Origin of the sequence: Rhodococcus sp. NPDC059969, from assembly GCF_042738325.1 — a bacterium.
In the GTDB taxonomy this organism is placed as follows: domain Bacteria; phylum Actinomycetota; class Actinomycetes; order Mycobacteriales; family Mycobacteriaceae; genus Rhodococcus_F.
Map to the genome: position 1 here is coordinate 162703 of NZ_JBHWUF010000011.1, position 21524 is coordinate 184226.

15 protein-coding genes are annotated in these 21524 nt (G+C 62.1%); 14 read left to right on the plus strand and 1 reads right to left on the minus strand.

Features of this window, described 5'->3' with window-relative positions; translation table 11 throughout:
• Positions 1-47: 47 nt before the first annotated feature.
• The 13 genes from ACFWAD_RS25280 (at position 48) to ACFWAD_RS25340 (ending at position 17438) form a co-directional block, all read left to right on the plus strand.
• Complete coding sequence (locus tag ACFWAD_RS25280) at positions 48-1361, plus strand: helix-turn-helix domain-containing protein (RefSeq protein WP_019744245.1); 1314 nt, start codon at positions 48-50, stop codon at positions 1359-1361.
• A gap of 143 nt (positions 1362-1504) precedes the next feature.
• Positions 1505-3028: an aldehyde dehydrogenase gene (gene adh / locus ACFWAD_RS25285; protein ID WP_007730158.1), complete on the plus strand. Its 1524-nt coding sequence runs from the start codon at positions 1505-1507 to the stop codon at positions 3026-3028.
• A gap of 89 nt (positions 3029-3117) precedes the next feature.
• Positions 3118-3678 carry a DUF779 domain-containing protein gene (locus ACFWAD_RS25290; RefSeq protein ID WP_378537760.1) on the plus strand — a complete coding sequence of 187 codons (561 nt, stop codon included), beginning with the start codon at positions 3118-3120 and terminating at the stop codon, positions 3676-3678.
• A gap of 141 nt (positions 3679-3819) precedes the next feature.
• Positions 3820-5292, plus strand: coding sequence for an ethanolamine permease (gene eat / locus ACFWAD_RS25295; protein ID WP_003941913.1), 1473 nt, complete (start codon positions 3820-3822; stop codon positions 5290-5292).
• Complete coding sequence (locus ACFWAD_RS25300) at positions 5289-6713, plus strand: ethanolamine ammonia-lyase subunit EutB (RefSeq protein ID WP_378548791.1); 1425 nt, start codon at positions 5289-5291, stop codon at positions 6711-6713. The genes eat and ACFWAD_RS25300 overlap by 4 nt, the downstream gene beginning before the upstream one ends.
• Positions 6710-7483, plus strand: coding sequence for an ethanolamine ammonia-lyase subunit EutC (gene eutC / locus ACFWAD_RS25305; protein ID WP_378537764.1), 774 nt, complete (start codon positions 6710-6712; stop codon positions 7481-7483). The genes ACFWAD_RS25300 and eutC overlap by 4 nt, the downstream gene beginning before the upstream one ends.
• Before the next feature lie 82 nt (positions 7484-7565).
• Positions 7566-8864 carry an HAD family hydrolase gene (locus tag ACFWAD_RS25310; RefSeq protein ID WP_378548794.1) on the plus strand — a complete coding sequence of 433 codons (1299 nt, stop codon included), beginning with the start codon at positions 7566-7568 and terminating at the stop codon, positions 8862-8864.
• 142 nt (positions 8865-9006) lie between these two features.
• Positions 9007-9546: a hypothetical protein gene (locus ACFWAD_RS25315; protein WP_378548797.1), complete on the plus strand. Its 540-nt coding sequence runs from the start codon at positions 9007-9009 to the stop codon at positions 9544-9546.
• Between the two features lie 236 nt (positions 9547-9782).
• On the plus strand, positions 9783-11153 hold the full coding sequence (locus ACFWAD_RS25320; RefSeq protein ID WP_378447250.1) for an MFS transporter: 1371 nt from the start codon (positions 9783-9785) through the stop codon (positions 11151-11153).
• A 207-nt stretch (positions 11154-11360) separates the two neighbouring features.
• The gene (locus tag ACFWAD_RS25325) at positions 11361-12998 is read left to right on the plus strand and encodes an AMP-binding protein (RefSeq protein ID WP_378548800.1); all 1638 of its coding nucleotides are present in this window, start codon (positions 11361-11363) and stop codon (positions 12996-12998) included.
• Between the two features lie 4 nt (positions 12999-13002).
• The gene (locus tag ACFWAD_RS25330) at positions 13003-14670 is read left to right on the plus strand and encodes a sigma-54-dependent Fis family transcriptional regulator (protein WP_378548803.1); all 1668 of its coding nucleotides are present in this window, start codon (positions 13003-13005) and stop codon (positions 14668-14670) included.
• A gap of 108 nt (positions 14671-14778) precedes the next feature.
• Entirely contained in the window at positions 14779-16278 is a 1500-nt protein-coding gene (locus ACFWAD_RS25335; protein ID WP_019744236.1) for an aldehyde dehydrogenase family protein, read from the plus strand.
• Between the two features lie 47 nt (positions 16279-16325).
• On the plus strand, positions 16326-17438 hold the full coding sequence (locus ACFWAD_RS25340) for an NDMA-dependent alcohol dehydrogenase (protein WP_378548806.1): 1113 nt from the start codon (positions 16326-16328) through the stop codon (positions 17436-17438).
• 54 nt (positions 17439-17492) lie between these two features.
• On the opposite strand, the gene ACFWAD_RS25345 is transcribed toward ACFWAD_RS25340, so the two are convergent.
• Positions 17493-18941 carry a hypothetical protein gene (locus ACFWAD_RS25345; protein ID WP_378548809.1) on the minus strand — a complete coding sequence of 483 codons (1449 nt, stop codon included), beginning with the start codon at positions 18939-18941 and terminating at the stop codon, positions 17493-17495.
• A 223-nt stretch (positions 18942-19164) separates the two neighbouring features.
• Between ACFWAD_RS25345 and ACFWAD_RS25350 the strand changes: the two genes are divergently transcribed.
• Positions 19165-21411 (plus strand): MMPL family transporter, encoded by a 2247-nt coding sequence (locus tag ACFWAD_RS25350; RefSeq protein ID WP_378548848.1) that lies wholly within the window; start codon positions 19165-19167, stop codon positions 21409-21411.
• Positions 21412-21524: the final 113 nt, after the last annotated feature.

Sequence of the window (21524 nt, forward strand, 5' to 3'; positions counted from 1 at the left end):
GTTGTGATCGGCGTTACAGTGGTCCACGGAGCGGAGGAACGCAAAATATGGCACGTGAACAGGCTGTGTCCGGCAACCCGTGGGTGGCGGTCAGGCCAGGCGATGACGTCGCGTTACTAGCGCGGCGACTTTCGTCTGCCCATCAGTCGTTCATCGATGCCCGGGGCGTGCCCGGCCAAGGACTTACCGACGACTCTCATGTCCGTTCGGTCGTGCTCGAATCCTGGATGCGGAGCCGCAACAAGGGAGTAAATCCCGACGTTGTCGGCAACCCTGAAATGCTCGAAGGGCTCGAGCTCGAAAAGTATCGATCCGCGCATCCCATGTCCCTGATACGTCCAGTGATCCGGAAACTGCTGGTGGAAGATGCTGCCGAGACCGGCTTGCTGATCGCGATCAGTGACGCACACGGTCGACTGCTCTGGGTAGAGGGTGACAATTCGGCCAAGGACAAGGCGTTGTCCATGAACTTCGTCGAAGGCGCCGACTGGAGCGAAGATCGTGTCGGTACCAACGCGCCGGGAACGGCGCTTGCTCTCGATCACTCCGTACAGATATTCGGATCCGAGCATTTCAACCGAACCGTGCACGACTGGAGTTGTTCGGCTGCACCCGTCCACGACCCCACCACTGGGCAAATCCTCGGTGCCATCGACATCACCGGTGGACCCAGGGTCGCGGTTCCCGAAGTACTGTCGCTGATCCGTGCAACTGTTGCTGCCGCCGAATCGGAATTGCGATTCCACCTCTTGAACTCGCCCATCCCACTCAGCGCCACGGCTCCACGCCTCGAGACCTTCGGTGCAGGCCGGCCGACGTTGGTTCGCGGCGGCGACCGAATTCCGATTTCGCAGCGTCACGCCGAGATTCTCCTTCTGCTTTCCGAACATCCGGAGGGTCTCAGCTCCGACCACCTTGCAGTCCTGCTCGACGAGGGTGAACTCGACGCAGTGACCATTCGCGCGGAAATGTCGCGGCTTCGTAAGGTTTTCGGCGCCGACCGGCTGGCTTCGCGACCCTATCGGATCATCACGGAGTTCACGACAGACGTCGGCGACGTGCGCGCAGCGTTGGATCGTGGCGACGCGGCGACGGCGATGAAACTGTATTCGGGCCCCGTGCTGGCCGGCTCGGCCTCTCCTGGGATCGAAGAGGTCCGGGAAGAGCTGCGCACCAGGGTGCAGGCGGCTTTGCTGCGTGGAGGTGACGCCAACCTTCTGGCTCGGTGGACCACGTCCGTACACGGCCGCGAAGACTCCGTCGTGTGGGAGGCCTACCTGTCCACGTTGGATCCGCAATCTCCGCTGTATTCGCAGGTCCAAGCAAGAATTGATCTCCTCGACCGCCAATTGGGCATCTGAGATTCAGCTTCGTCTCTCGCACGCAACGTACTTGCAACGTTGCAACTCCTAGTGTTGTGAATCACACCCCACCGGGGGGTGGGATTGCAGTCACCGATTTGGTGGGTGCGCCCAGGAAGAACACGTTTACATAGGAGCTTGCAATGACCGTGTACGCCCGCCCAGGTACCGCCGACGCGATCATGTCCTTCCAGTCTCGATACGACAACTGGATCGGCAACGAATGGGTTGCTCCGGTCAAGGGCCAGTACTTCGAGAACCCGACACCGGTGACCGGACAGAATTTCTGTGATGTGGCCCGTTCCACCGCAGAAGACATCGAGCTCGCTCTCGACGCAGCGCACGCAGCAGCTCCGGCCTGGGGCAAGACCTCGGTCGCCGAGCGCGCGATCATCTTGAACAAGATCGCTGATCGTATGGAGGAGAACCTCGAATCCATCGCACTCGCCGAGTCGTGGGACAACGGCAAGCCGATCCGCGAGACCCTCAACGCCGACATTCCGCTCGCCATCGATCACTTCCGTTACTTCGCGGGAGCTATTCGCGCACAGGAAGGTTCGCTCTCGGAGATCAATTCCGACACCGTGGCCTACCACTTCCACGAGCCGCTCGGTGTAGTCGGTCAGATCATTCCGTGGAACTTCCCGATCCTCATGGCCGTGTGGAAGCTTGCGCCCGCCCTCGCTGCCGGCAATGCCATCGTGCTCAAGCCTGCCGAGCAGACACCCGTCTCGATCCTGCACCTCATCGGCATCATCGGTGACCTGCTGCCTGCCGGTGTTCTCAACATCGTCAACGGCTTCGGCGTCGAGGCCGGAAAGCCGCTGGCGTCGAGCCCGCGAATCAAGAAGATCGCGTTCACCGGCGAAACCACCACCGGTCGCTTGATCATGCAGTACGCATCGCAGAACCTCATCCCCGTCACCCTCGAACTCGGTGGCAAGAGCCCCAACATCTTCTTCTCCGACGTTCTCGCTTCCAACGACGACTACCAGGACAAGGCGCTCGAGGGCTTCACGATGTTCGCCCTCAACCAGGGCGAGGTCTGCACCTGCCCGTCGCGTTCGCTGATCCAGGAAGACATCTTCGACGAGTTCCTCGCGATGGCAGCCATCCGCACCAAGGCTGTGCGCCAAGGAGATCCGCTCGACACCGACACCATGATCGGCGCGCAGGCCAGCAACGACCAGCTCGAGAAAATCCTCTCGTACATCGAGATCGGCAAGGCCGAAGGCGCCAAGGTCATCACCGGCGGCGAGCGGGCCGAACTCGGCGGAGACCTGTCCGGCGGCTACTACGTCCAGCCGACTGTCTTTACCGGCAACAACAAGATGCGCATCTTCCAGGAGGAGATCTTCGGACCAGTCGTCTCGGTCACCTCGTTCAAGGACTACGACGAGGCCATCGAAATCGCCAACGACACCCTCTACGGTTTGGGTGCCGGTGTCTGGTCCCGCGACGGCGGAGTTGCGTACCGCGCTGGCCGTGACATCCAGGCCGGTCGCGTCTGGACCAACACGTACCACCAGTACCCGGCACACGCCGCCTTCGGTGGATACAAGCAGTCCGGCATCGGCCGCGAGAACCACCTGATGATGCTCTCGCACTACCAGCAGACCAAGAACCTCCTGGTCAGCTACGCCCAGAAGGCTCAGGGCTTCTTCTGATCGACCCCCGGCACCCGTGAGCCCCTCGCTGCGGGTGCCGGTGAGCACGACTGCAACATGCACACCTGCACAACAACACGGAGGTTGGAATGAGCGCCACGGTCACACCCGATACCGGCGCCGTTCCACCCCGGTTGGTGACCACCGCTGGGGCGGCTGACCTCCTGCGCCGCCTCAGCGGGACTCACGGCGAACTGATGATGCATCAATCCGGTGGATGCTGTGACGGCTCCGCCCCGATGTGTTATCCCTCAGGGGAATTCATCGTCGGAGACCGTGACGTACTACTCGGAATTGTCGACCTCCGGCTTGCTGTCGGAGAGATTCCCGAAGACCTTCCCACCGGAACGGACGCTGTACAGGTCTGGATTTCCGGATCACAGTTCGAAGCCTGGAAGCACACCCAGTTGGTTCTGGACGTCGTGCCCGGGCGAGGCGGTGGATTCAGCTTGGAGTCTCCTGAAGGATTCAGATTCCTCAGTCGAGCAAGGGCATTCACGCCGGAAGAGAACGAAGCACTCGGCGCGTCGAGCATTCTCGTCGGCGCAGATTGGGAAGCGGGCGTGCGGCCTTTGCCGCCGACGGTTCCCCAGGTGGTCGCCGAGGCCGTCGATGCCTGCCCGGTGCCGGGTGCGGCGCGCCGGGCCTGAAGAAACTCGGGGGCCGACCACATGACAGCCAGTTAACAGCGCGGTCATCTCCAGGCGACCTTCTCCGTACATCGCCCACATACCGTTCATTTCACGCGACGCATCCACCGTGCGTCGTCTCATTCTTGACCGATTCAGAGGATGGACATGTCTCTTTCCGACCACGCAACCGGCAAAAACGCCGGTGCCGCGGGTGCACACCACGACGGCGCCGACTTCCACGCGGAAGACAATTCGTATCTGGAGAAACGAACACTCCGAAAGGGAACAGCAGGGTGGGTGCTGCTTGCGGGGTTGGGCGTCAGCTATGTGATTTCCGGTGACTACGCCGGCTGGAACAACGGATTGGCCGAAGGCGGCTTCGGTGGCCTTCTCATCGCGGCCGTCGTCATCGCGGGTATGTACCTGGCGATGGTGCTCGGTATGGCCGAGATGTCTTCGGCGCTTCCGGCTGCGGGTGGCGGATACACGTTCGCCAGACGGGCCATGGGGCCCTGGGGTGGATTTGCCACCGGCACAGCAATTCTCATCGAGTACTCGATAGCGCCCGCGGCGATCGCGACCTTCATCGGTGCGTACGTCGAGTCCCTGAACCTGTTCGGGATCACCGACGGGTGGTGGGTGTACCTCGCGGTGTATGCGATCTTCATCGGCATTCACCTCACCGGTGCCGGTGAGGCACTCAAGGCGATGTTCATCATCACGGCCATCGCACTCGTCGGCCTGGTCGTGTTCGCGGTTTCGGCTGTCGGCCTTTTCGATTCGTCCAACCTCACCGATATCGCCGTCGACACCAGCGCAGTCGGATCGTCGTCGTTCCTGCCGTTCGGTCTGCTGGGAATCTGGGCCGCCGTGCCCTTCGCGATCTGGTTCTTCCTCGCCGTCGAAGGTGTACCGCTGGCCGCCGAGGAAGCACGGGAGCCGGAGAAGAACGTCCCTCGCGGCATCATCATCAGTATGTTGATCCTGATCGTCACAGGCGCAACGGTTCTCTTCCTCGCCACCGGCGCGCTCGGTGCCGATGCCCTGTCCACCTCCGGAAATCCGCTCGTCGAGGCTTTGGGGGACAGCGGAGCGGCAAAGGCGGTCAACTACATCGGGCTTGCCGGTCTGGTCGCGAGCTTCTTCTCGATCATGTACGCATACTCACGTCAGACGTTTGCGCTCTCCCGCGCCGGCTACCTGCCGAAGAACCTGTCGGTGACCAACAAGCGCAAGGCCCCCACTCTCGCGCTCGTCGTTCCCGGAATCATCGGCTTCGCGCTCTCACTTACCGGTGAAGGTGCCATGTTGCTCAACATGGCCGTGTTCGGCGCGGCAGTCAGCTACGTCCTGATGATGGTGAGTCACATCGTCCTTCGCAAGCGTGAGCCGAACATGCCGCGCCCGTACCGCACTCCCGGCGGTATCGCCACCACCTCGTTTGCACTCGTGATCGCAGCGGTGTCCGTGGTGGCAACCTTCCTGGTGGATCCCGTTGCAGCACTGCTGACGTTGGTCGCCTTCGGTGTTCTCATGGCGTACTTCGGTCTCTACAGTCGCCACCACCTTGTTGCCAACTCGCCGGACGAGGAGTTTGCTGTACTTGCACAGGCGGAAGAAGAATTGGGATGAGTCGCGGGATGGCCAAGTATCACCAGCAGGTATCCGGAACCAACTACTCGTTCGACGGTCTCGTCGATCTGATGGCGAAGGCGACACCGCTGCGCTCGGGCGACGAGCTCGCCGGTTGCGCGGCAAGCTCCGACGCCGAACGTGCTGCTGCCCAATGGGTTCTGGCTGACCTTCCCCTGACTGTATTCCTCGAGGATCTTGTGGTTCCGTACGAGGACGACGAGGTCACTCGGCTCATCATCGACAGCCACGATCGCCTGGCCTTTGCACCGGTGGCGCACCTGACCGTCGGCGGACTGCGAGACTGGTTGCTCGAGACGGCGTCGGCGCCGGAAGCTTCCGCACGCTTGTCTGCCGTCAGTCCCGGGCTCACCCCGGAAATGGTTGCCGCGGTAAGCAAGATCATGCGCAATCAGGACCTGATCGCTGTCGCCAAGGCCATCACGGTCACCGCGGGGTTCCGTACGACCATCGGTCTGCCTGGTCGGTTGAGCACTCGACTGCAACCAAATCATCCGACGGACGATCCACGCGGCATCGCGGCGGCAACACTCGACGGTCTCCTGATGGGATGCGGCGACGCCGTCATCGGTATCAATCCCGCGACGGACTCTCCCCAGGCCACCTCGGATCTGCTCCACCTGCTCGACGACATCCGTCAGCGTTTCGAGATCCCAACTCAGTCGTGTGTGCTCTCGCACGTGACCACCACGATCGGATTGATCGAATCGGGGGTGCCGGTCGATCTGGTTTTCCAATCGATCGCCGGCACCGAAGGCGCCAACTCCGGTTTCGGAGTGAACATTCCGCTGTTGCGCGAGGGCAATGAGGCCGGGCGTTCGTTGAACCGCGGAACGGTCGGCAACAACGTCATGTACCTCGAGACGGGTCAGGGGTCCGCCCTCAGTTCAGGGGCGCACCACGGCACCGGCGGAGCCCCGGTCGATCAGCAGACACTCGAAACCCGGGCATACGCGGTGGCACGTGATCTCGAACCGCTGCTGGTCAACACGGTGGTCGGCTTCATCGGCCCCGAGTACCTCTACGACGGCAAGCAGATCATTCGCGCGGGCTTGGAAGATCATTTCTGCGGAAAACTGCTCGGACTGCCGATGGGAGTGGACGTCTGCTACACCAACCACGCCGAAGCCGACCAAGACGACATGGACAACCTCCTCACCTTGCTTGGCGTCGCCGGCGCTGCGTTCGTGATCGCGGTTCCTGGCGCTGACGACGTGATGCTCGGCTATCAAAGTCTGGCGTTCCACGACGCGCTGTACGTACGTAAGGTCCTCGGTTTGCAGCCCGCCCCGGAGTTCGAGACCTGGCTCCACAATTTGGGGATGACCGACGCAAACGGTCGGGTTCTTCCGATCGACGCCGAAATGTCGCCGCTGCGGGCTTTGACGGTGAACTCATGACCGAAGATCAGGCTCCGATCCTCGATTTCTGGGGTCCACTGCGCAAGACCACACAATCGCGTATCGGGTTGGGTCGCGCCGGTGATTCGTTGCCCACGAAGCGGGTTCTCGAATTCAAGGCAGCGCACGCCGCCGCGCGCGACGCAGTCCACGAGCCACTCGATTCGCAGACGCTTGCCAGTCGGGTCGAAGGGGTGGGTATCGGGGCGCCGGTGGTCGTGGCGAGCAGTGTCTCCTCGCGCAGCGAGTATCTCCGGAGACCAGATCTGGGACGCCAGCCTGCCGACCTGAGTGCGATCTCGAGTTCTGACAAGGAGATCGGGTTCATCCTCGCCGACGGACTGTCGCCGCGCGCGCTGATGGACCACGGCGAACAACTCCTGTCCGCGTTGGTCACGGTGCTGGGAGAGCGGTATTCCATAGCGCCGCCCGTGATCGCCACGAACGCGCGTGTGGCACTGGGCGATCACATCGCCGCCGCGATGGGAGTGCAGACGGCGATCGTCCTGATCGGCGAACGTCCAGGGCTCTCTGTTGCGGACAGCGTCGGGATCTATCTGACTCACCTTCCACGCGTCGGTCGCACCGACGCGGATCGAAACTGCATTTCCAATGTCCACCCACCCGAGGGGCTCGGATACGAGCAGGCCGCTCGTGTCGTCCTGGGGTTGGTGGCGGGAGCGCGCCAGTTGGGCCGCTCCGGCGTCGACCTCAAGGACACCTCTCGCGCCGACGCCGTTGCGTCGGGAGAAGTGCTGACGCTCGATTAATTGACAGCTGCACGGCATACCCGGGTCGATCGACACTCGGGTGTGCCGTCGTACCCGAATCACGACGAAAACGAGGGAATCGATGTTCCGTTCGCTGCATGCCCGCGCCCTGTGCGCGTTGGCCGTAGGTAGTGTTCTGTTGAGTGCAACTGCTTGTAGTTCAGCCGAAAGTGCTCCGAAAGAGGATGCGGCGCAGAGTGGTTCATCCTGCGCGCCACTGGATTCAGGTCTTGTCTGGTACGGCGACAACCGAACGAAGCTGGACTCCATGATCGCGGAGTTCGGGACGTGCGGTGCTGCAGGTGATGTCGATAAGGGTGCTCCGTTGGCGCTCTTCGACTGGGACAACACAGTTGTCAAGAACGACATCGGAAGCGCCACTGCATTCTGGATGATCAAGAACAACAAGGTGTTACAGCCTGCCGGAGGGGACTGGGCAACCACCAGTCGCTTCATGACGCCAGCCGGCGCTGCCGCACTTTCCGCCGCCTGTGGCTCGGAGACCGCGCCGGGACAACCGTTGGCAACCAGCACCGACGTCGACTGCGCCGACGAGATCGTTGCGGTACTCGAAGAGAAGACTCGCGACGGGCAGGCCGCATTCGACGGTTACGATCACCGCCGGACCAAGGCAGCGTACGCGTGGGCCGTGCAGTTGATGGCGGGGCACACCGAGGACGAGATCACCGAGTACGCGCGCGCCGCACGCGCCGAGAATCTAGCTGCCGCAGAAGGATCCGATCAGATCGTCGGTACCACGGAAGTCGACGGCTCGGTGCGTTACTACGCGCAAATCGAAGATTTGGTGAAATCCCTCGGCGCTCATGGATTCGACGTGCGGATCATCTCCGCGTCGGCCGAACCGGTAGTTCGAGTCTGGGCGGAACAGCTGGGATTGGACGCCGATCACGTGATGGGTGTGCGGCCGATCGCCGAGGACGGTGTTCTGACCGGCCGCCTTCGTGGATGTGGTGGCGTTGCGGACGGCGACGACTCGGTCATTCCGTACATCGACGGCAAGCGGTGCCAGGTCAACGAGGTTGTCTACGGGGTCGTCGGGCCTACGGCGTTCGAGCAGTTGGCCGCCGATCGGCGTCAGGTATTTGCTGCCGGTGATTCTGTCACCGACGTGACCTTCCTCGGAGATGCGACCGGTGCGCGTCTGGTGATCAACCGCAACAACCCTGAACTGATGTGCAACGCCTACGACAACAGTGATGGAAAATGGCTGGTCAACCCCATGTTCATCGAACCGAAATCCCAGGCGGATGCACCTTATCGTTGCTCGACCGACGCGTACACCGACGCGGCTGGGGCCAAAGGCGCCGTCACTCGCGAGGACGGCAGCGTGATTCCCGATCAGGTCGATACCGTCGCCTGACAGCCGGCTTGCTGCGGTGACTTCACAACGATCGATCAGCGTGTGATCTGATTCTGTCGAGCCCTTTGTCGGGCTGCGGAAACCCTTGGGTGTCCGCTGAGATGCTGGAGCCGCAGTGGCGGCACGTGAGTAGGAGAAATCGATGGCCTTCGCTGGCAATGTGGACGAGTTGGCGCTGCTCCAGGCAGTACGTCTCAAGGAGCGGGTCGGAGCGGTCGTCCTGGCCGAGCACCTGGGCGTCAGCGCGGCCTCCGGTCAAGCTGCGTACGACGCACTTGTCGCGCAGGGCAAAGCGGTCGAAGCGGAAGACGCCATCAGCCTGACCGACAAGGGTTTGGCAGAACTCGAAGATCAGCTGGACGCGGAGCGGGTTTCGATCGACGAGGACTCCATCGGCGAGGTGTACGAGACTTTCCTGCCTCTGGACGAGGAATTCATCGCGCTGATCGGCAGTGCGGACGCGGATTCCCTTGCGGAGCTGGATCGTCGAGCGGCAAACCTCTTCGACGATCTGTCAGCGTTCGTTCCGCGGTTGTCCCGCTACCAGGACCTCTTCTCGGATGCTCTCGCGAAAGTCCAAGCGGGGGAGTCCAAGTGGATCTCGGAACCGATCATCGACTCCTACGCCACGGTGTGGGGAGAGATCCGTCAGGAACTGTTCGGGGCTGCCGGTAAGGCTTGATTCGTAGCTTTGGATTTTGACTCCGCTCAGCGTGGGTCGCCCGATTCGTGAGAAATGAATCGTGCGGCCCACGTTGTGTTCGAGGTCGTGAAACTCGTTACCATTGCATACAAGTCGTGACCGAAGTCACTCTTACCCCCTTTCGGGGGTAGTGCGGGGGTGAGCCACATCACTACCTTTCCTCCTATCGACGGTGATGCCCACAGGGCGACACCATAGGACCACGGAGGAATCGAGTGACCACAGTCTCTCCCACAGGCGGCACCAGTGCCGCCGGCGCCGGGGGCGCGAGTGCCGCAGGTGCGACGCAACCCCCGCAGACCACCAGCGTGCGGCGCGTCGCCATCGCGAGTTGCATCGGCACGACCATCGAGTTCTACGACTTCTTCATCTACGGAACTGCTGCAGCACTTGTCTTTCCGACGGTGTTCTTCCCCGCACTCGGTGCCACCGCGGGAACTGTCGCATCGTTTGCGACCTTCGCAGTCGCCTTCATCGCCCGCCCCGTCGGCGCAATGTTGTTCGGACACTTCGGCGATCGCATCGGTCGCAAGAAGACTCTGATCTCGACGCTCCTGCTCATGGGCATCTCGACGCTGCTGATCGGCTTGCTGCCCGGTGCGGCAACTATCGGTGTCGCCGCTCCGATCATCCTGGTGCTCTTGCGATTCGGCCAAGGCTTCGCGGTCGGTGGTGAATGGGCAGGCGCAACCCTGCTTACCGCGGAATACGCTCCACCGGGCAAACGTGGTCTGTACGCGATGTTCCCGCAGCTCGGCCCCGCAATTGCCTTCGTGCTCTCGAGCAGTACCTTCCTCATCACCGGCGCTGTCCTCGGCGATACCAACCAGGCCTTCCTCGACTACGGCTGGCGTATTCCGTTCCTGTTCTCGATCGTGTTGGTCGGCATCGGCCTCTACATGCGACTCGCTATCGAGGAGACTCCGGTCTTCAAGGCGGAGCAGGCAGAGCGCGTCGCAGAGCAGAAGAACGAAGCACCTCGCACCCTCCCGTTCCTGGATGCCTGGCGGTTCCAGACCAAGGAGATCCTGCTCTCGGCCGGCGCCTTGGCTTGCCTCTTCGCGTTCTTCTACATGGGCACGGCATTCCTCACGAGCTACGGAACCAAGACTCTCGGCTTCTCCCGCCCGTTCGTCCTGTCGGTCGGTATCGCTTCCGCCTTCGTTTTCGGTGCGGCGATTATCGTCTCCGCTCTGTACTCGGACCGCATCGGGCGTCGCAAGGTCATCATGATCTCGTGTGGTCTGGCCGTCGTCTGGGCTCTCGTGCTGTTCCCGCTCCTCGACACGGGATCGCCGATCGCCTTCGTCATCGGAATGTTCGGCACGCTGATGATCTTCGGAATCGCCTACGGCCCCTGCGGTGCGCTGCTTCCGGAAATGTTCCAGACCCGCTACCGCTACACCGGTGCCGGCCTCGGCTACAACCTCGCCGGAGTGCTCGGTGGCGCAGTGCCGCCGCTGATCGCCGCACCACTGGCCTCGGCCTACGGGAGCATGGCCATCGGGGTCATGCTGGCGATCCTGGGTGTGCTGAGCCTGATCTGCACCTGGGCGCTCGTCGAGACCAAGGATCACGCGCTGTAACCACTGTGCGCCTTTATTAACCGCCGGCGGTTAATAAAGGCGCACAGCAGGCGGGTGGGGTGTCCGGACTTCAGACAGTTACGGCCACCCCGCACCGGGAAGTATGTCGTGCATCACACCGAATCGAGTAAATTCGTAGATGAGAGGGTCCGCTGCGGCGGCCCCTCTCATAGGTGCCTGAACAGGTAACCGGAGAGGACAGAACACATGAGTACCCCGCTGCCCAGCTATACGTCCGGAGTATGGGACGGTCCGATGCTGGGCGACACCATCGGAGACAACCTGGATCGCACGGTTGCCGCACACGGCGACCGCGATGCGTTGATCGACCACGCCAGCGGTCGACGATGGACGTACCGGGAGTTCGCCGAGCAGGTGAACGGGCTCGCTGCCGGACTACTTTCCCGTGGTGTGGGGAAGGGCGATCGGGTAGGAATCTGGGCTCCCAACTGTCCGGAATGGACGTTCACGCAATACGCGACGGCAAAGATCGGGGCGATCCTGGTCAACATCAACCCGGCGTACCGCTCGCACGAGTTGCAGTACGTGCTCGAACAGGCCGGGATCTCGACGCTGGTGTCTGCGGCGAGCTTCAAGACGTCGGATTACGCGTCGATGATCGAGACGGTGCGGCCGCAGTGCCCCGATCTGACGTCGGTGATCCTGCTCGGTTCACCCGAGTGGGACTCAGTGCTTGCAGACGGGTTGGCGGCGCAGGCAAACGATCCGGCTCCGCTCGCCGCTGCCCAAGCCGCATTGTCGGCCGACGACGCGATCAACATCCAATACACCTCGGGCACTACCGGTTTCCCGAAGGGCGCGACGCTCAGTCACCACAACATCCTCAACAACGGCTACTTCGTCGGCGAGTTGTGCCACTACAGCGAGGTGGATCGGGTGTGCATCCCGGTGCCGTTCTACCACTGTTTCGGCATGGTGATGGGCAACCTTGCGTGCACCACTCACGGTGCCGCCATGGTCATTCCGGGTCCGGCGTTCGATCCGCGTGCTTCGCTCGAAGCTGTTCAGGCCGAAAAGTGCACATCCCTCTACGGCGTTCCGACGATGTTCATCGCAGAGTTGGCCTTGCCGGACTTCGAGAGCTTCGATCTGTCGAGCCTTCGCACCGGCATCATGGCCGGTTCACCCTGCCCGGTCGAGGTGATGAAGCAGGTCATCGATCGCATGGGGATGGCAGAGGTGTCCATCTGCTACGGAATGACGGAGACGTCACCGGTGTCGCTGCAGACTCGCTCGGACGATTCGATCGAGCAGCGCACCGAAACGGTCGGACGGGTGGGGCCGCACCTCGAGATCAAGATCGTGGATCCGGCAACCGGGTTGACGGTACCGCGCGGCGAACCTGGTGAGCTGTGCACACGTGGGTACTCGGTCATGCTCAGCTACTGGGAAAACCCGGAGAAGACCGCCGAGGCGATCGACGCTGCCAGGTGGATGCACACCGGAGACATCGGAGTGATGGACGAGGCCGGGTACGTCGCTATCACCGGACGCATCAAGGACATGGTCATCCGCGGTGGTGAGAACGTCTATCCGCGTGAAATCGAGGAATTCCTCTACACCCACCCCGACATTCTCGATGCTCAGGTCATCGGTGTACCCGATGCAAAGTACGGCGAGGAATTGATGGTGTGGGTCCAGATGCGCGAAGGCGCAGACGATCTGGACGCCGATTCGGTCCGTGCATTCTGCACCGGCAAGCTCGCGCACTACAAGATTCCGCGGTACGTCCACGTCGTGGACGAGTTCCCGATGACAATCACGGGCAAGGTCCGCAAGATCGCGATGCGAGAACAGGCGATCGAATTGATCGGTCAGGCCTGAGAATATGTCCGCGAACCCAGGGGAGCGTGAGCCGGTACGCCCCGAGATCGCGCTCTCCTGGAAGCGTTCTCGACTCAGTGGCCTCGACCCGTCGTCGGCCATCGCCGTGGACACCGAGGAGCAGGACGGCGAGTCTCGTCTGCTTCGGGCCGCCGCACCTGTGCTCGACGAGGTTTCGCAACAGATCGCGGGCACCGGGTTCTGCGTCCTGCTGGCCGATCGGGACTGCCGAGTGGTCGCCTCGGTGTACTCCGACAGTCGAGTCGAGCGGACGATCGAGCGGTTGGGCGTCGTCAACGGTTCACGCTTCGGCGAAGAGCACGCTGGTACCAACGCGCTCGGTACGCCGCTCGAGGTCGGACGCAGTGTGGTGATCCACGGTGACGAGCATTTCCTCGACAGCCTCAAAGGATTGAGCTGCTACGGCCAGCCGATCCTGCATCCCGTCACCCGCCGCGTCGAGGGAATTCTCGACATGACCGGCGTTGTCTCGCAGGCCAACCCGCTGTTCGCGCCATTCCTTGCGCGTGCGGCAGCGGACATCGAGAAGCGACTGCTCGAGGGCTCGAAAGCGTCGGAGCAGCGACTGGTCGACGCATTCCAACGAGTTTCGCATCAGCGACACATTGCCGTTGCGGCCATCGGCGACGACATCCTGCTGAGCAATCGAACCGCCCTCGACCTGCTGGACACTGCTGATCACGTGTCGCTCCGTTCCTTGATCGCCGACCTCAACCCGGATCAATCACGATTGGTGACAGTCGAATTGGCGTCCGGTGCGCTGGCGCGAGTTCAGGCCGACCGGATTTCCGGGGCGGACGGCGGGGCGCTCTTCCTGGTCGAACCACTCCAGCGTGAACGGGCGCCGATCCGTAGAACTCATGAGCGGGCCCCGTCTCCGGGCGAACGACTGCGCCGAGACTTGGTGCGAGCGCGGGCTGGTTCTGCCGCCGTGGCGATCTCGGGTGAGGCGGGTTCGGGCCGAACCTCGGCAGCATCCGACGTCGTCGGCAGCATCGACGCGAGTTGGCTCGATGCCACGCGAATCGCGTTCGACGGCCGTGAGCAGTGGGTCACCGATCTCGTGCGAGCCGCACGTAAGCGTTCGGGCGTTGTCGTGATCGAACAGGTACAGCTCCTTCCTGACTCGGTGTTGCCGCTGGTCGCAGACCTGATCGACGCCAGCGCCGAGGGGCCGAAAATCGTACTGACCAGCGGCGCGGCAGCGGATCTACCGCCGACCATCGCATCGCTGCTCTCACGATGCGCCTCCCGGGTTGTCATCACCCCACTGCGCGAGCGACAAGCAGAGATCGCCGAGTTGGCACAAGTCATGTTGGAAGGGATCTCGCCCGAACTGAGGTTGACCGCCAGCGCTACCGAAGCGCTCGCGGCGGCCAGTTGGCCGGGCAATCTGGCCGAGTTACGCGTCGTGCTGCATCGCGCCTCAGGCGATCGCTCCAGCAACCGCATCGACGTCGCCGATCTGCCCGAGGACTACCGCACCACCACCAAGGTGTCGCGGTTGGCGGGGCTGGAGAAAGCCGAGCGTCAAGCGATCATCGGAGCGTTGAAAGACTGCGGCGGCAACAAGGTTCACGCGTCGGCGCAGCTCGGCATCAGCCGAAGCACTCTCTACACACGTATGCGGGCGCTGGACATCACTGTGTAGTTCGCTGTCCGATTCCAGTTGTACAAAGTTCGGACAGTTAGCACCCTCGGAAGCGCGGAAGTATGGCGTGCATCACATTCGCACCTCACTACTTCAGGGGAGTTTCCGATGACGGCAGTAGCCGAACACACCATCAGTTCCGCGGTACAGGGTTTCCTGAACGGACCGAAGAAGCTCTACATCGGCGGTGAATTCGTCGACGCCGCTTCGGGTCAGACCTTCGCGACGTACAACCCGGCTGACGGACAGAAGCTCGCAGACGTGGCACACGGACAGGCCGAAGACATCGACCGCGCAGTGCGCGCCGCTCGCACGGCCTTCGAAGACGGCCCCTGGTCACGCATGAAGGCAAACGAGCGCGAGCGGATGATCTGGCGCGTCGGCGACATTCTCAGTGCCCGCGCCGAAGAGTTCGGTCAGCTCGAAGCTCTCGACAACGGCAAGTCCGTTGCCATCGCCACCGCCGTCGACGTGGCTTGGGCCGCAGACGTATTCCGCTACTACGCAGGCTGGGCCACCAAGATCGAAGGCAGCACTGTCAACGTGTCGATGCCATTCTCTCCGGGCGGCGAGTTTCATGCATACACACTGCGTGAGGCGATCGGCGTCTGCGGACTGATCGTCCCGTGGAACTTCCCGCTGCTCATGTCGTCGTGGAAGCTCGCACCCGCGCTCGCTGCCGGCAATACCGTGATCCTCAAGCCCGCAGAGCAGACCCCGCTCACCGCACTTCTTCTCGCAGAGGTATTCGAAGAAGCCGGCTTCCCGCCTGGCGTCGTGAACATCGTTCCCGGATTCGGCGATGCCGGTGCTGCACTGTCCGGGCACGACGACGTGGACAAGGTCGCGTTCACCGGTTCTACCGAGGTGGGCAAGAAGATCGTCGACGCTGCCAAGGGCAATCTGAAGAAGGTCACGCTCGAGCTCGGTGGCAAGAGCCCCAACATCGTGTTCGCCGACGCGGATTTCGATTCCGCGGTGGAGGGTTCGCTCAACGCGTGGCTGTTCAACCACGGACAGTGCTGCGTTGCGGGCACTCGCCTGTACGTCGAGGACACCATCTTCGAGAAGTTCACCGAGGCTGTCGCGCACGCTGCGAGCCAGGTCAAGATCGGCCCCGGCCTCGACCCCACCACCCAGCTCGGACCGCTGGTCTCGCAGGAGCAGTTCGACAAGGTCACCGGCTACCTCCGTGAGGGAATCGCCGACGGCGCACGCGCACTGACGGGCGGTAACCGCTGGGGCGATCAAGGCTACTTCGTCGAGCCCACAGTCTTCGTCGACGTGAAGCCCGAATTCTCCATCGTCCAGGAGGAGATCTTCGGACCGGTCGTGGCAGCGCTGCCGTTCAACGCGGACGACGGACCGATCACTGCCGCAAACGATTCCATCTACGGCCTCGCTGCGGGCATCTGGACCCGGGACATCTCCAAGGCCCACCGCACGGCAAAGCGTCTGAAGGCCGGCTCGGTGTGGATCAACCAGTACAACGGCTTCGACACCGCGATGCCCTTCGGCGGATACAAGCAGTCCGGCTGGGGCCGCGAGCTCGGCGCTTCGGCCATCGATCTCTACACCCAGACCAAGGCCGTCAACATCGCCCTCTGACCGACCTCATCGCTCATTCTCTCGTCCGACAATCAAGGAGATCACCAGTGAAGACCAAAGCTGCTGTACTGCTCGAGCCCGGAAAGCCTTTCGAGATCATGGAACTCGACCTCGACGGCCCGGGTGTGGGTGAGGTACTGATCAAGTACACCGCGGCCGGACTGTGCCATTCGGATCTGCACCTGACCGACGGTGATCTCCCGCCGCGTTATCCGATCGTCGGCGGACACGAGGGCTCGGGCATCATCGAAGAGGTCGGCCCTGGCGTCACGAAGGTCAAGCCGGGCGATCATGTCGTGTGTAGTTTCATTCCCAACTGCGGCACCTGTCGCTACTGCTCGACCGGTCGCCAGAACCTGTGTGACATGGGCGCCACCATCCTCGAAGGTTCCATGCCGGACGGGTCCTTCCGTTTCCATGGCAACGGTCTGGACTTCGGCGGAATGTGCATGCTCGGAACGTTTTCCGAGCGAGCCACCATCTCGCAGCACTCGGTTGTCAAGATCGACGACTGGCTTCCGTTGGAGACCGCAGCGGTCGTCGGTTGCGGTGTGCCGTCGGGCTGGGGCACCGCCGTCAACGCCGGTAACCTTCGCGCCGGTGACACCGCGGTGATCTACGGCATCGGTGGTCTCGGCATCAACGCGGTCCAGGGTGCTGTTTCGGCTGGTTGCAAGTACGTAGTGGTGGTCGATCCGGTTGCTCTCAAGCGTGACACCGCACTGAAATTCGGTGCCACGCATGCCTTTGCAGACGCCGAGAGTGCGGCTGCCAAGGTCAACGAGCTGACCTGGGGACAGGGCGCCGACGCTGCGCTCATCCTTGTCGGCACCGTCGACGAGGACGTCGTCAGTGCAGCGACGGCAGTGATCGGTAAGGGTGGCACCGTGGTGATCACGGGACTCGCCGACCCTGCCAAGCTGACCGTTCACGTGTCGGGTACCGACCTGACCCTGAATCAGAAGACGATCAAGGGCACGCTGTTCGGTTCGATGAACCCGCAGTACGACATCGTACGACTGCTGCGTCTCTACGATGCCGGCCAGCTCAAGCTCGACGAACTGATCACCAACACCTACAGTCTCGAAGACGTCAACCAGGGCTACCAGGATCTGCGTGACGGCAAGAACATCCGTGGCGTGATCATTCACGACAAGTAGGACAACTGCTGTGCGCCTTTATTAACCGCGGGCGGTTAACAAAGGCGCACAGCACTATTTCTTGGCTTTCGACAAAATCTGCATCAACTGAAGTAGTGCCGAGAACTTCGCGAACACCGAACGCGAGACCACCGGACCGAAAGACGCGGTGTCGGTCGCATCGAATGCGTCGAGTAGATCCCGGAAGCTTTCGATCTGCTTGATCATCGCGTCCAGGTCGACGTGCGTAACGGCGTCGGCATCACGCAGAGCGAGCAGGTACTGCGGCGCCGTCACCAAGGCGACCGCCGGGATCTTCCGCTCGAACAGTGGTTCGCCCTCACCGAAATGAATGACCGGTCCTGGCGCCACGATTCGGCGATCGCCCGCTCCGATGTCGCGCCACAGCGGTGCAACGATGTCGTGTACTTCCCGACTCGTCGCGTAGAGCAGTTCCGGTTCCGGAGTGGTCTCCAACGTATAGCTGCCGGTCGAGTTGTCCTCGGTATCACCCAGTGCGCCGAGGTGCTCGATGGCGATCCCCGCTACTGCGCGCGCCTGACCGGCTTCGCCCTTCCACATCTCGGGGTGCGCTTCGAGCCACGTCGACGTTGCCTGCCCGTGCTTGGACACCGCTGGAATACGAAGGTGGCCAGTCGTCAGGACAAAAACGTACGACCGTCGATGCGGCTGCGCCACGGCGTGCCGCGCCAACGCCAACATTCCCAGATGGCCGTTCTCCTCGACGCCGTTTGTTCCGTCACTGTGAGTGATGAGCAGAATCGTCTCTTCGGGTGAGGTTCCGGGGGACACCGCCCACACCGTGTCAGTCCGGGTGTCCGGATGCAGCGTCGCATCCAGTACCAGAGTCGCCCGCTGACCGGAACGAGCTGCAGCGACAACCTTCGCGCCCTCGTCGCCGGCCACCCAGACGGCGGGGATGTCGTGATATGGCTGAGTGAACGGAAGATATTGTCCCAGTGCGTTGTCCGGAGCAATGTCACGCCACACCGCGATCACACTGAGGACACCGGCCTTGCGGGCCTTGTCGAGCTTCGGGCCCAGAAGAGTTGCGGAGAGAACCGGATTTCGAAGTGTCTCGTCGGTGGCGATCGGGCCCCACTCGCTGACCAGTAGCTGGCGGGGAAGATCGATGTGCGGGACCTCGATCACTGCGATCGCGCCCTTGGCCGCCGACCACTTGGGGCGTCGCGCGCTGACGTAGACCAGGGGAGCGGAGATTCCCTGAGGCCCGGTCAATCCCGAGTAGGGGAATGCGGACGAAACATTGATCGGTCCCGTCGGCAATTCGATGCGAAGCCCCTCAGATGTGTCCGGTAGATCCCAGCGTTCGAAAGTGTGTGAATCACGCCGGACGTCGAGGCCTAGTTCGGTCAGTTCGTTCGCGACTTCTTGCACCACAGCGTGGTGTGAAGGCGATCCAGTCAATCGTGGACCCAGTGCGTCGAGTCGCTGTTGGCCGGCAAGGAGGAGATCGCGATCGACGGCCTGGCCGTGATTCATGGAATTGCCTTTCGTGCTCCGTGGCGTCTGCTCTGGTGAGGCGCCTGCCCGTGTCGTGTCCACGGTACCGAGCGGTCTGAAAACGAGACGAAGGCGCGTCGGATATGCCGTTTTCGCAGATATACCGGGTGCCAACGGGCCGATCGGTCCGTACCGTATGACCTTGGCACCGAAAGACTCCGTGTTCTTCGGACAGACCAGTCCACGGCGAGAGAGGCCTACGTTGGCTACGTATCTTTACAGGTTGGGGAAGTTTGCTTTCCGCCACAAGTATCTTGTGGTGGCCGCGTGGATCATCGTGATCGCGGTGGTGGGGGGCGCAATCAGCGCCACAAATCCGACGTTCTCCAAAGAATTCAATCTTCCGGGCACTGATTCCCAACGTGCGACCGAGTTGATGAACGAGAACTTTGCAGCGGCAGCCGAGCAGCAAACTCAGGCGTCGACCAGTATTCTCATCGCGGCAGACGACGGACTTGCCGCACACAGCGATCAGATCGACCAGTTGATCGCGCAGGCGAAGACTTTGCCGGACATCGTCGATCCCGAGAAGATCGTCAACCCGGTGACTCTCGCGGAGGCCAATCCGGCGGTGGCGTCGGCCGTTCTCGGGGACAACGGCAAGGTCGGGCTGATCCAGCTCAATCAGTCGATTCGCATCGAGGATCAGACGCAGGCCAACAAGACGGCGTTCCTCGACCTGATGGCAAAATTCCGCACCGGTGGCCTGCAAGTCGAAGGCACCGGCTCCATGATGCAGGTGCAGGCCGCAGGCGGTCTGTCGGAGATGCTCGGCTTCGCGGTGGCGTTCATCGTGATGATCGTGGCGTTCGGCGCGCTCATTGCGGCTTTCATTCCGTTGTTCACCGCAATTCTGGGAATTGCGCTGGCCACTCTGACGGTCACACTCGGTTCGGGCTTCTTCGACATCAACGAAGGCGTCACAGGAATCGTCACGATGATCGGCATCGCAGTCTCGATCGACTACGCGTTGTTCATCGTTTCGCGCTACCGCAGTGAGCTCAATTTGGGCGGAACGAGGGAAGCAGCAGTCGGGCGCGCAGTGGGTACTGCCGGTTCGTCCGTCGTCTTCGCCGGCCTGACGGTTGTGGTCGCGCTGGCAGCCCTGGCGGTGGTCGGGGTTCCAATGATCACCCAGATGGGAATCTCTGCAGCCGTTGCCGTCATCATCGCTGTCCTCGGCGCAATCACGTTGATCCCGGCTGTTCTGGGTATCTTCGGCCGATTCGCGTTCTCGCCTCGTATCCCCGGCCTTCGCCACGGTGACGAGCCCGAGACGATGGAATCCAACGGTCATCGCTGGGCCAAGATAGTCACCAAATACCCGTGGCCGATCGCTGGTGCTGCTCTGGTTCTCCTGGTGATCGCGGCTATTCCGATGACCAAGCTCGAACTCGGACTCTCCTTCACTCAGGACGAAGAGCGACCGGCGCTGGCCCTACTGCAACGAGGGTTCGGTGAAGGCGTCAACGGTGAGTTGTTCGTCGTGCTCGATGCACCCGACGGTACCGACATCACCGCGATTGCCGAAGGCACTGTCGCGCACATCAAGGGCCTCGACAACGTCGCAACGCCGGATCAGCTGATGTGGGTCGGAAACGGACCGGACGCGGCAAACCCGATGGCGGGCGCCAACTCTGCCCTGATCGCCGTCACCCCGCAGATGTCCCCGAGTGGACACGAAACCCACGAACTGATGAATCAGATTCGTGACTACGGATCGACGGTGAAGTCGGAGGGAGCTGAACTCGGTGTGGCGGGTCAAACCGCGATCGTTGCCGACATGTCGTCGAAGCTCAGTTCCGCGCTCATCCCTTATCTGATCGTGGTGGTCGGGCTGGCGTTCATCATCATGATGGTCGTCTTCCGCTCGATCCTGGTGCCGCTGACCGCAACTCTCGGATTTTTGTTCTCCGTCTGTGCGACCTTCGGCGCCACGGTGGCGATTTTCCAAGAAGGCGACTTCGGGCTGATCGAGCACACTCAACCGATCATTTCGTTCCTACCGATCTTCATGATCGGCGTGGTGTTCGGGTTGGCGATGGACTATCAAGTGTTCCTCGTGACGAGAATGCGCGAGGAATATGTGCACGGATTGTCGGCCAAGGACGCCATCGTCTCCGGCTACACCCATGGTGCTCGCGTGGTCGCGTCGGCGGCGATCATCATGATCTCCGTGTTCGGCGCATTCATGCTGTCCTCGGAGACGACAAGCAAGATGATGGGCTTCGGTCTGGCGGCGGCAGTCTTCTTCGACGCCTTCATCATCCGCATGATCGTGATCCCTGCGGTCATGTCGATTCTCGGTGATTCGGCGTGGAAGTTGCCCGCGTGGCTCGACAAGATCCTGCCGAATGTCGACATCGAGGGTGAAGCGATTCGGCGGATTCCGATCGATCAAGACCCGGACTCCGATCCAGACCCGAATAAGGTTCCTGTCAGGGTGTAAGCACTCAGGTCGTGAAACGAACGGGGTGCCGGTTGCAGAGCAACTGGCACCCCGTTCATTTGTGTCTGGATGGCGCTGACACAAATAGGAAACCATCCGGTTGGTAACAGAAA

Excerpts from the sequence above, each read along its gene's own strand:
- ACFWAD_RS25300 (WP_378548791.1), top strand. The coding sequence starts at position 5,289 with ATGAGTCGCGGGATGGCCAAGTATCACCAGCAGGTATCCGGAACCAAC.
- ACFWAD_RS25280 (WP_019744245.1), top strand. The coding sequence starts at position 48 with ATGGCACGTGAACAGGCTGTGTCCGGCAACCCGTGGGTGGCGGTCAGG.
- ACFWAD_RS25335 (WP_019744236.1), top strand. The coding sequence starts at position 14,779 with ATGACGGCAGTAGCCGAACACACCATCAGTTCCGCGGTACAGGGTTTC.
- ACFWAD_RS25310 (WP_378548794.1), top strand. The coding sequence starts at position 7,566 with ATGTTCCGTTCGCTGCATGCCCGCGCCCTGTGCGCGTTGGCCGTAGGT.
- eutC (WP_378537764.1), top strand. The coding sequence starts at position 6,710 with ATGACCGAAGATCAGGCTCCGATCCTCGATTTCTGGGGTCCACTGCGC.
- eat (WP_003941913.1), top strand. The coding sequence starts at position 3,820 with ATGGACATGTCTCTTTCCGACCACGCAACCGGCAAAAACGCCGGTGCC.
- ACFWAD_RS25325 (WP_378548800.1), top strand. The coding sequence starts at position 11,361 with ATGAGTACCCCGCTGCCCAGCTATACGTCCGGAGTATGGGACGGTCCG.
- adh (WP_007730158.1), top strand. The coding sequence starts at position 1,505 with ATGACCGTGTACGCCCGCCCAGGTACCGCCGACGCGATCATGTCCTTC.
- ACFWAD_RS25330 (WP_378548803.1), top strand. The coding sequence starts at position 13,003 with ATGTCCGCGAACCCAGGGGAGCGTGAGCCGGTACGCCCCGAGATCGCG.
- ACFWAD_RS25345 (WP_378548809.1), bottom strand. The coding sequence starts at position 18,941 with ATGAATCACGGCCAGGCCGTCGATCGCGATCTCCTCCTTGCCGGCCAA.
- ACFWAD_RS25315 (WP_378548797.1), top strand. The coding sequence starts at position 9,007 with ATGGCCTTCGCTGGCAATGTGGACGAGTTGGCGCTGCTCCAGGCAGTA.
- ACFWAD_RS25290 (WP_378537760.1), top strand. The coding sequence starts at position 3,118 with ATGAGCGCCACGGTCACACCCGATACCGGCGCCGTTCCACCCCGGTTG.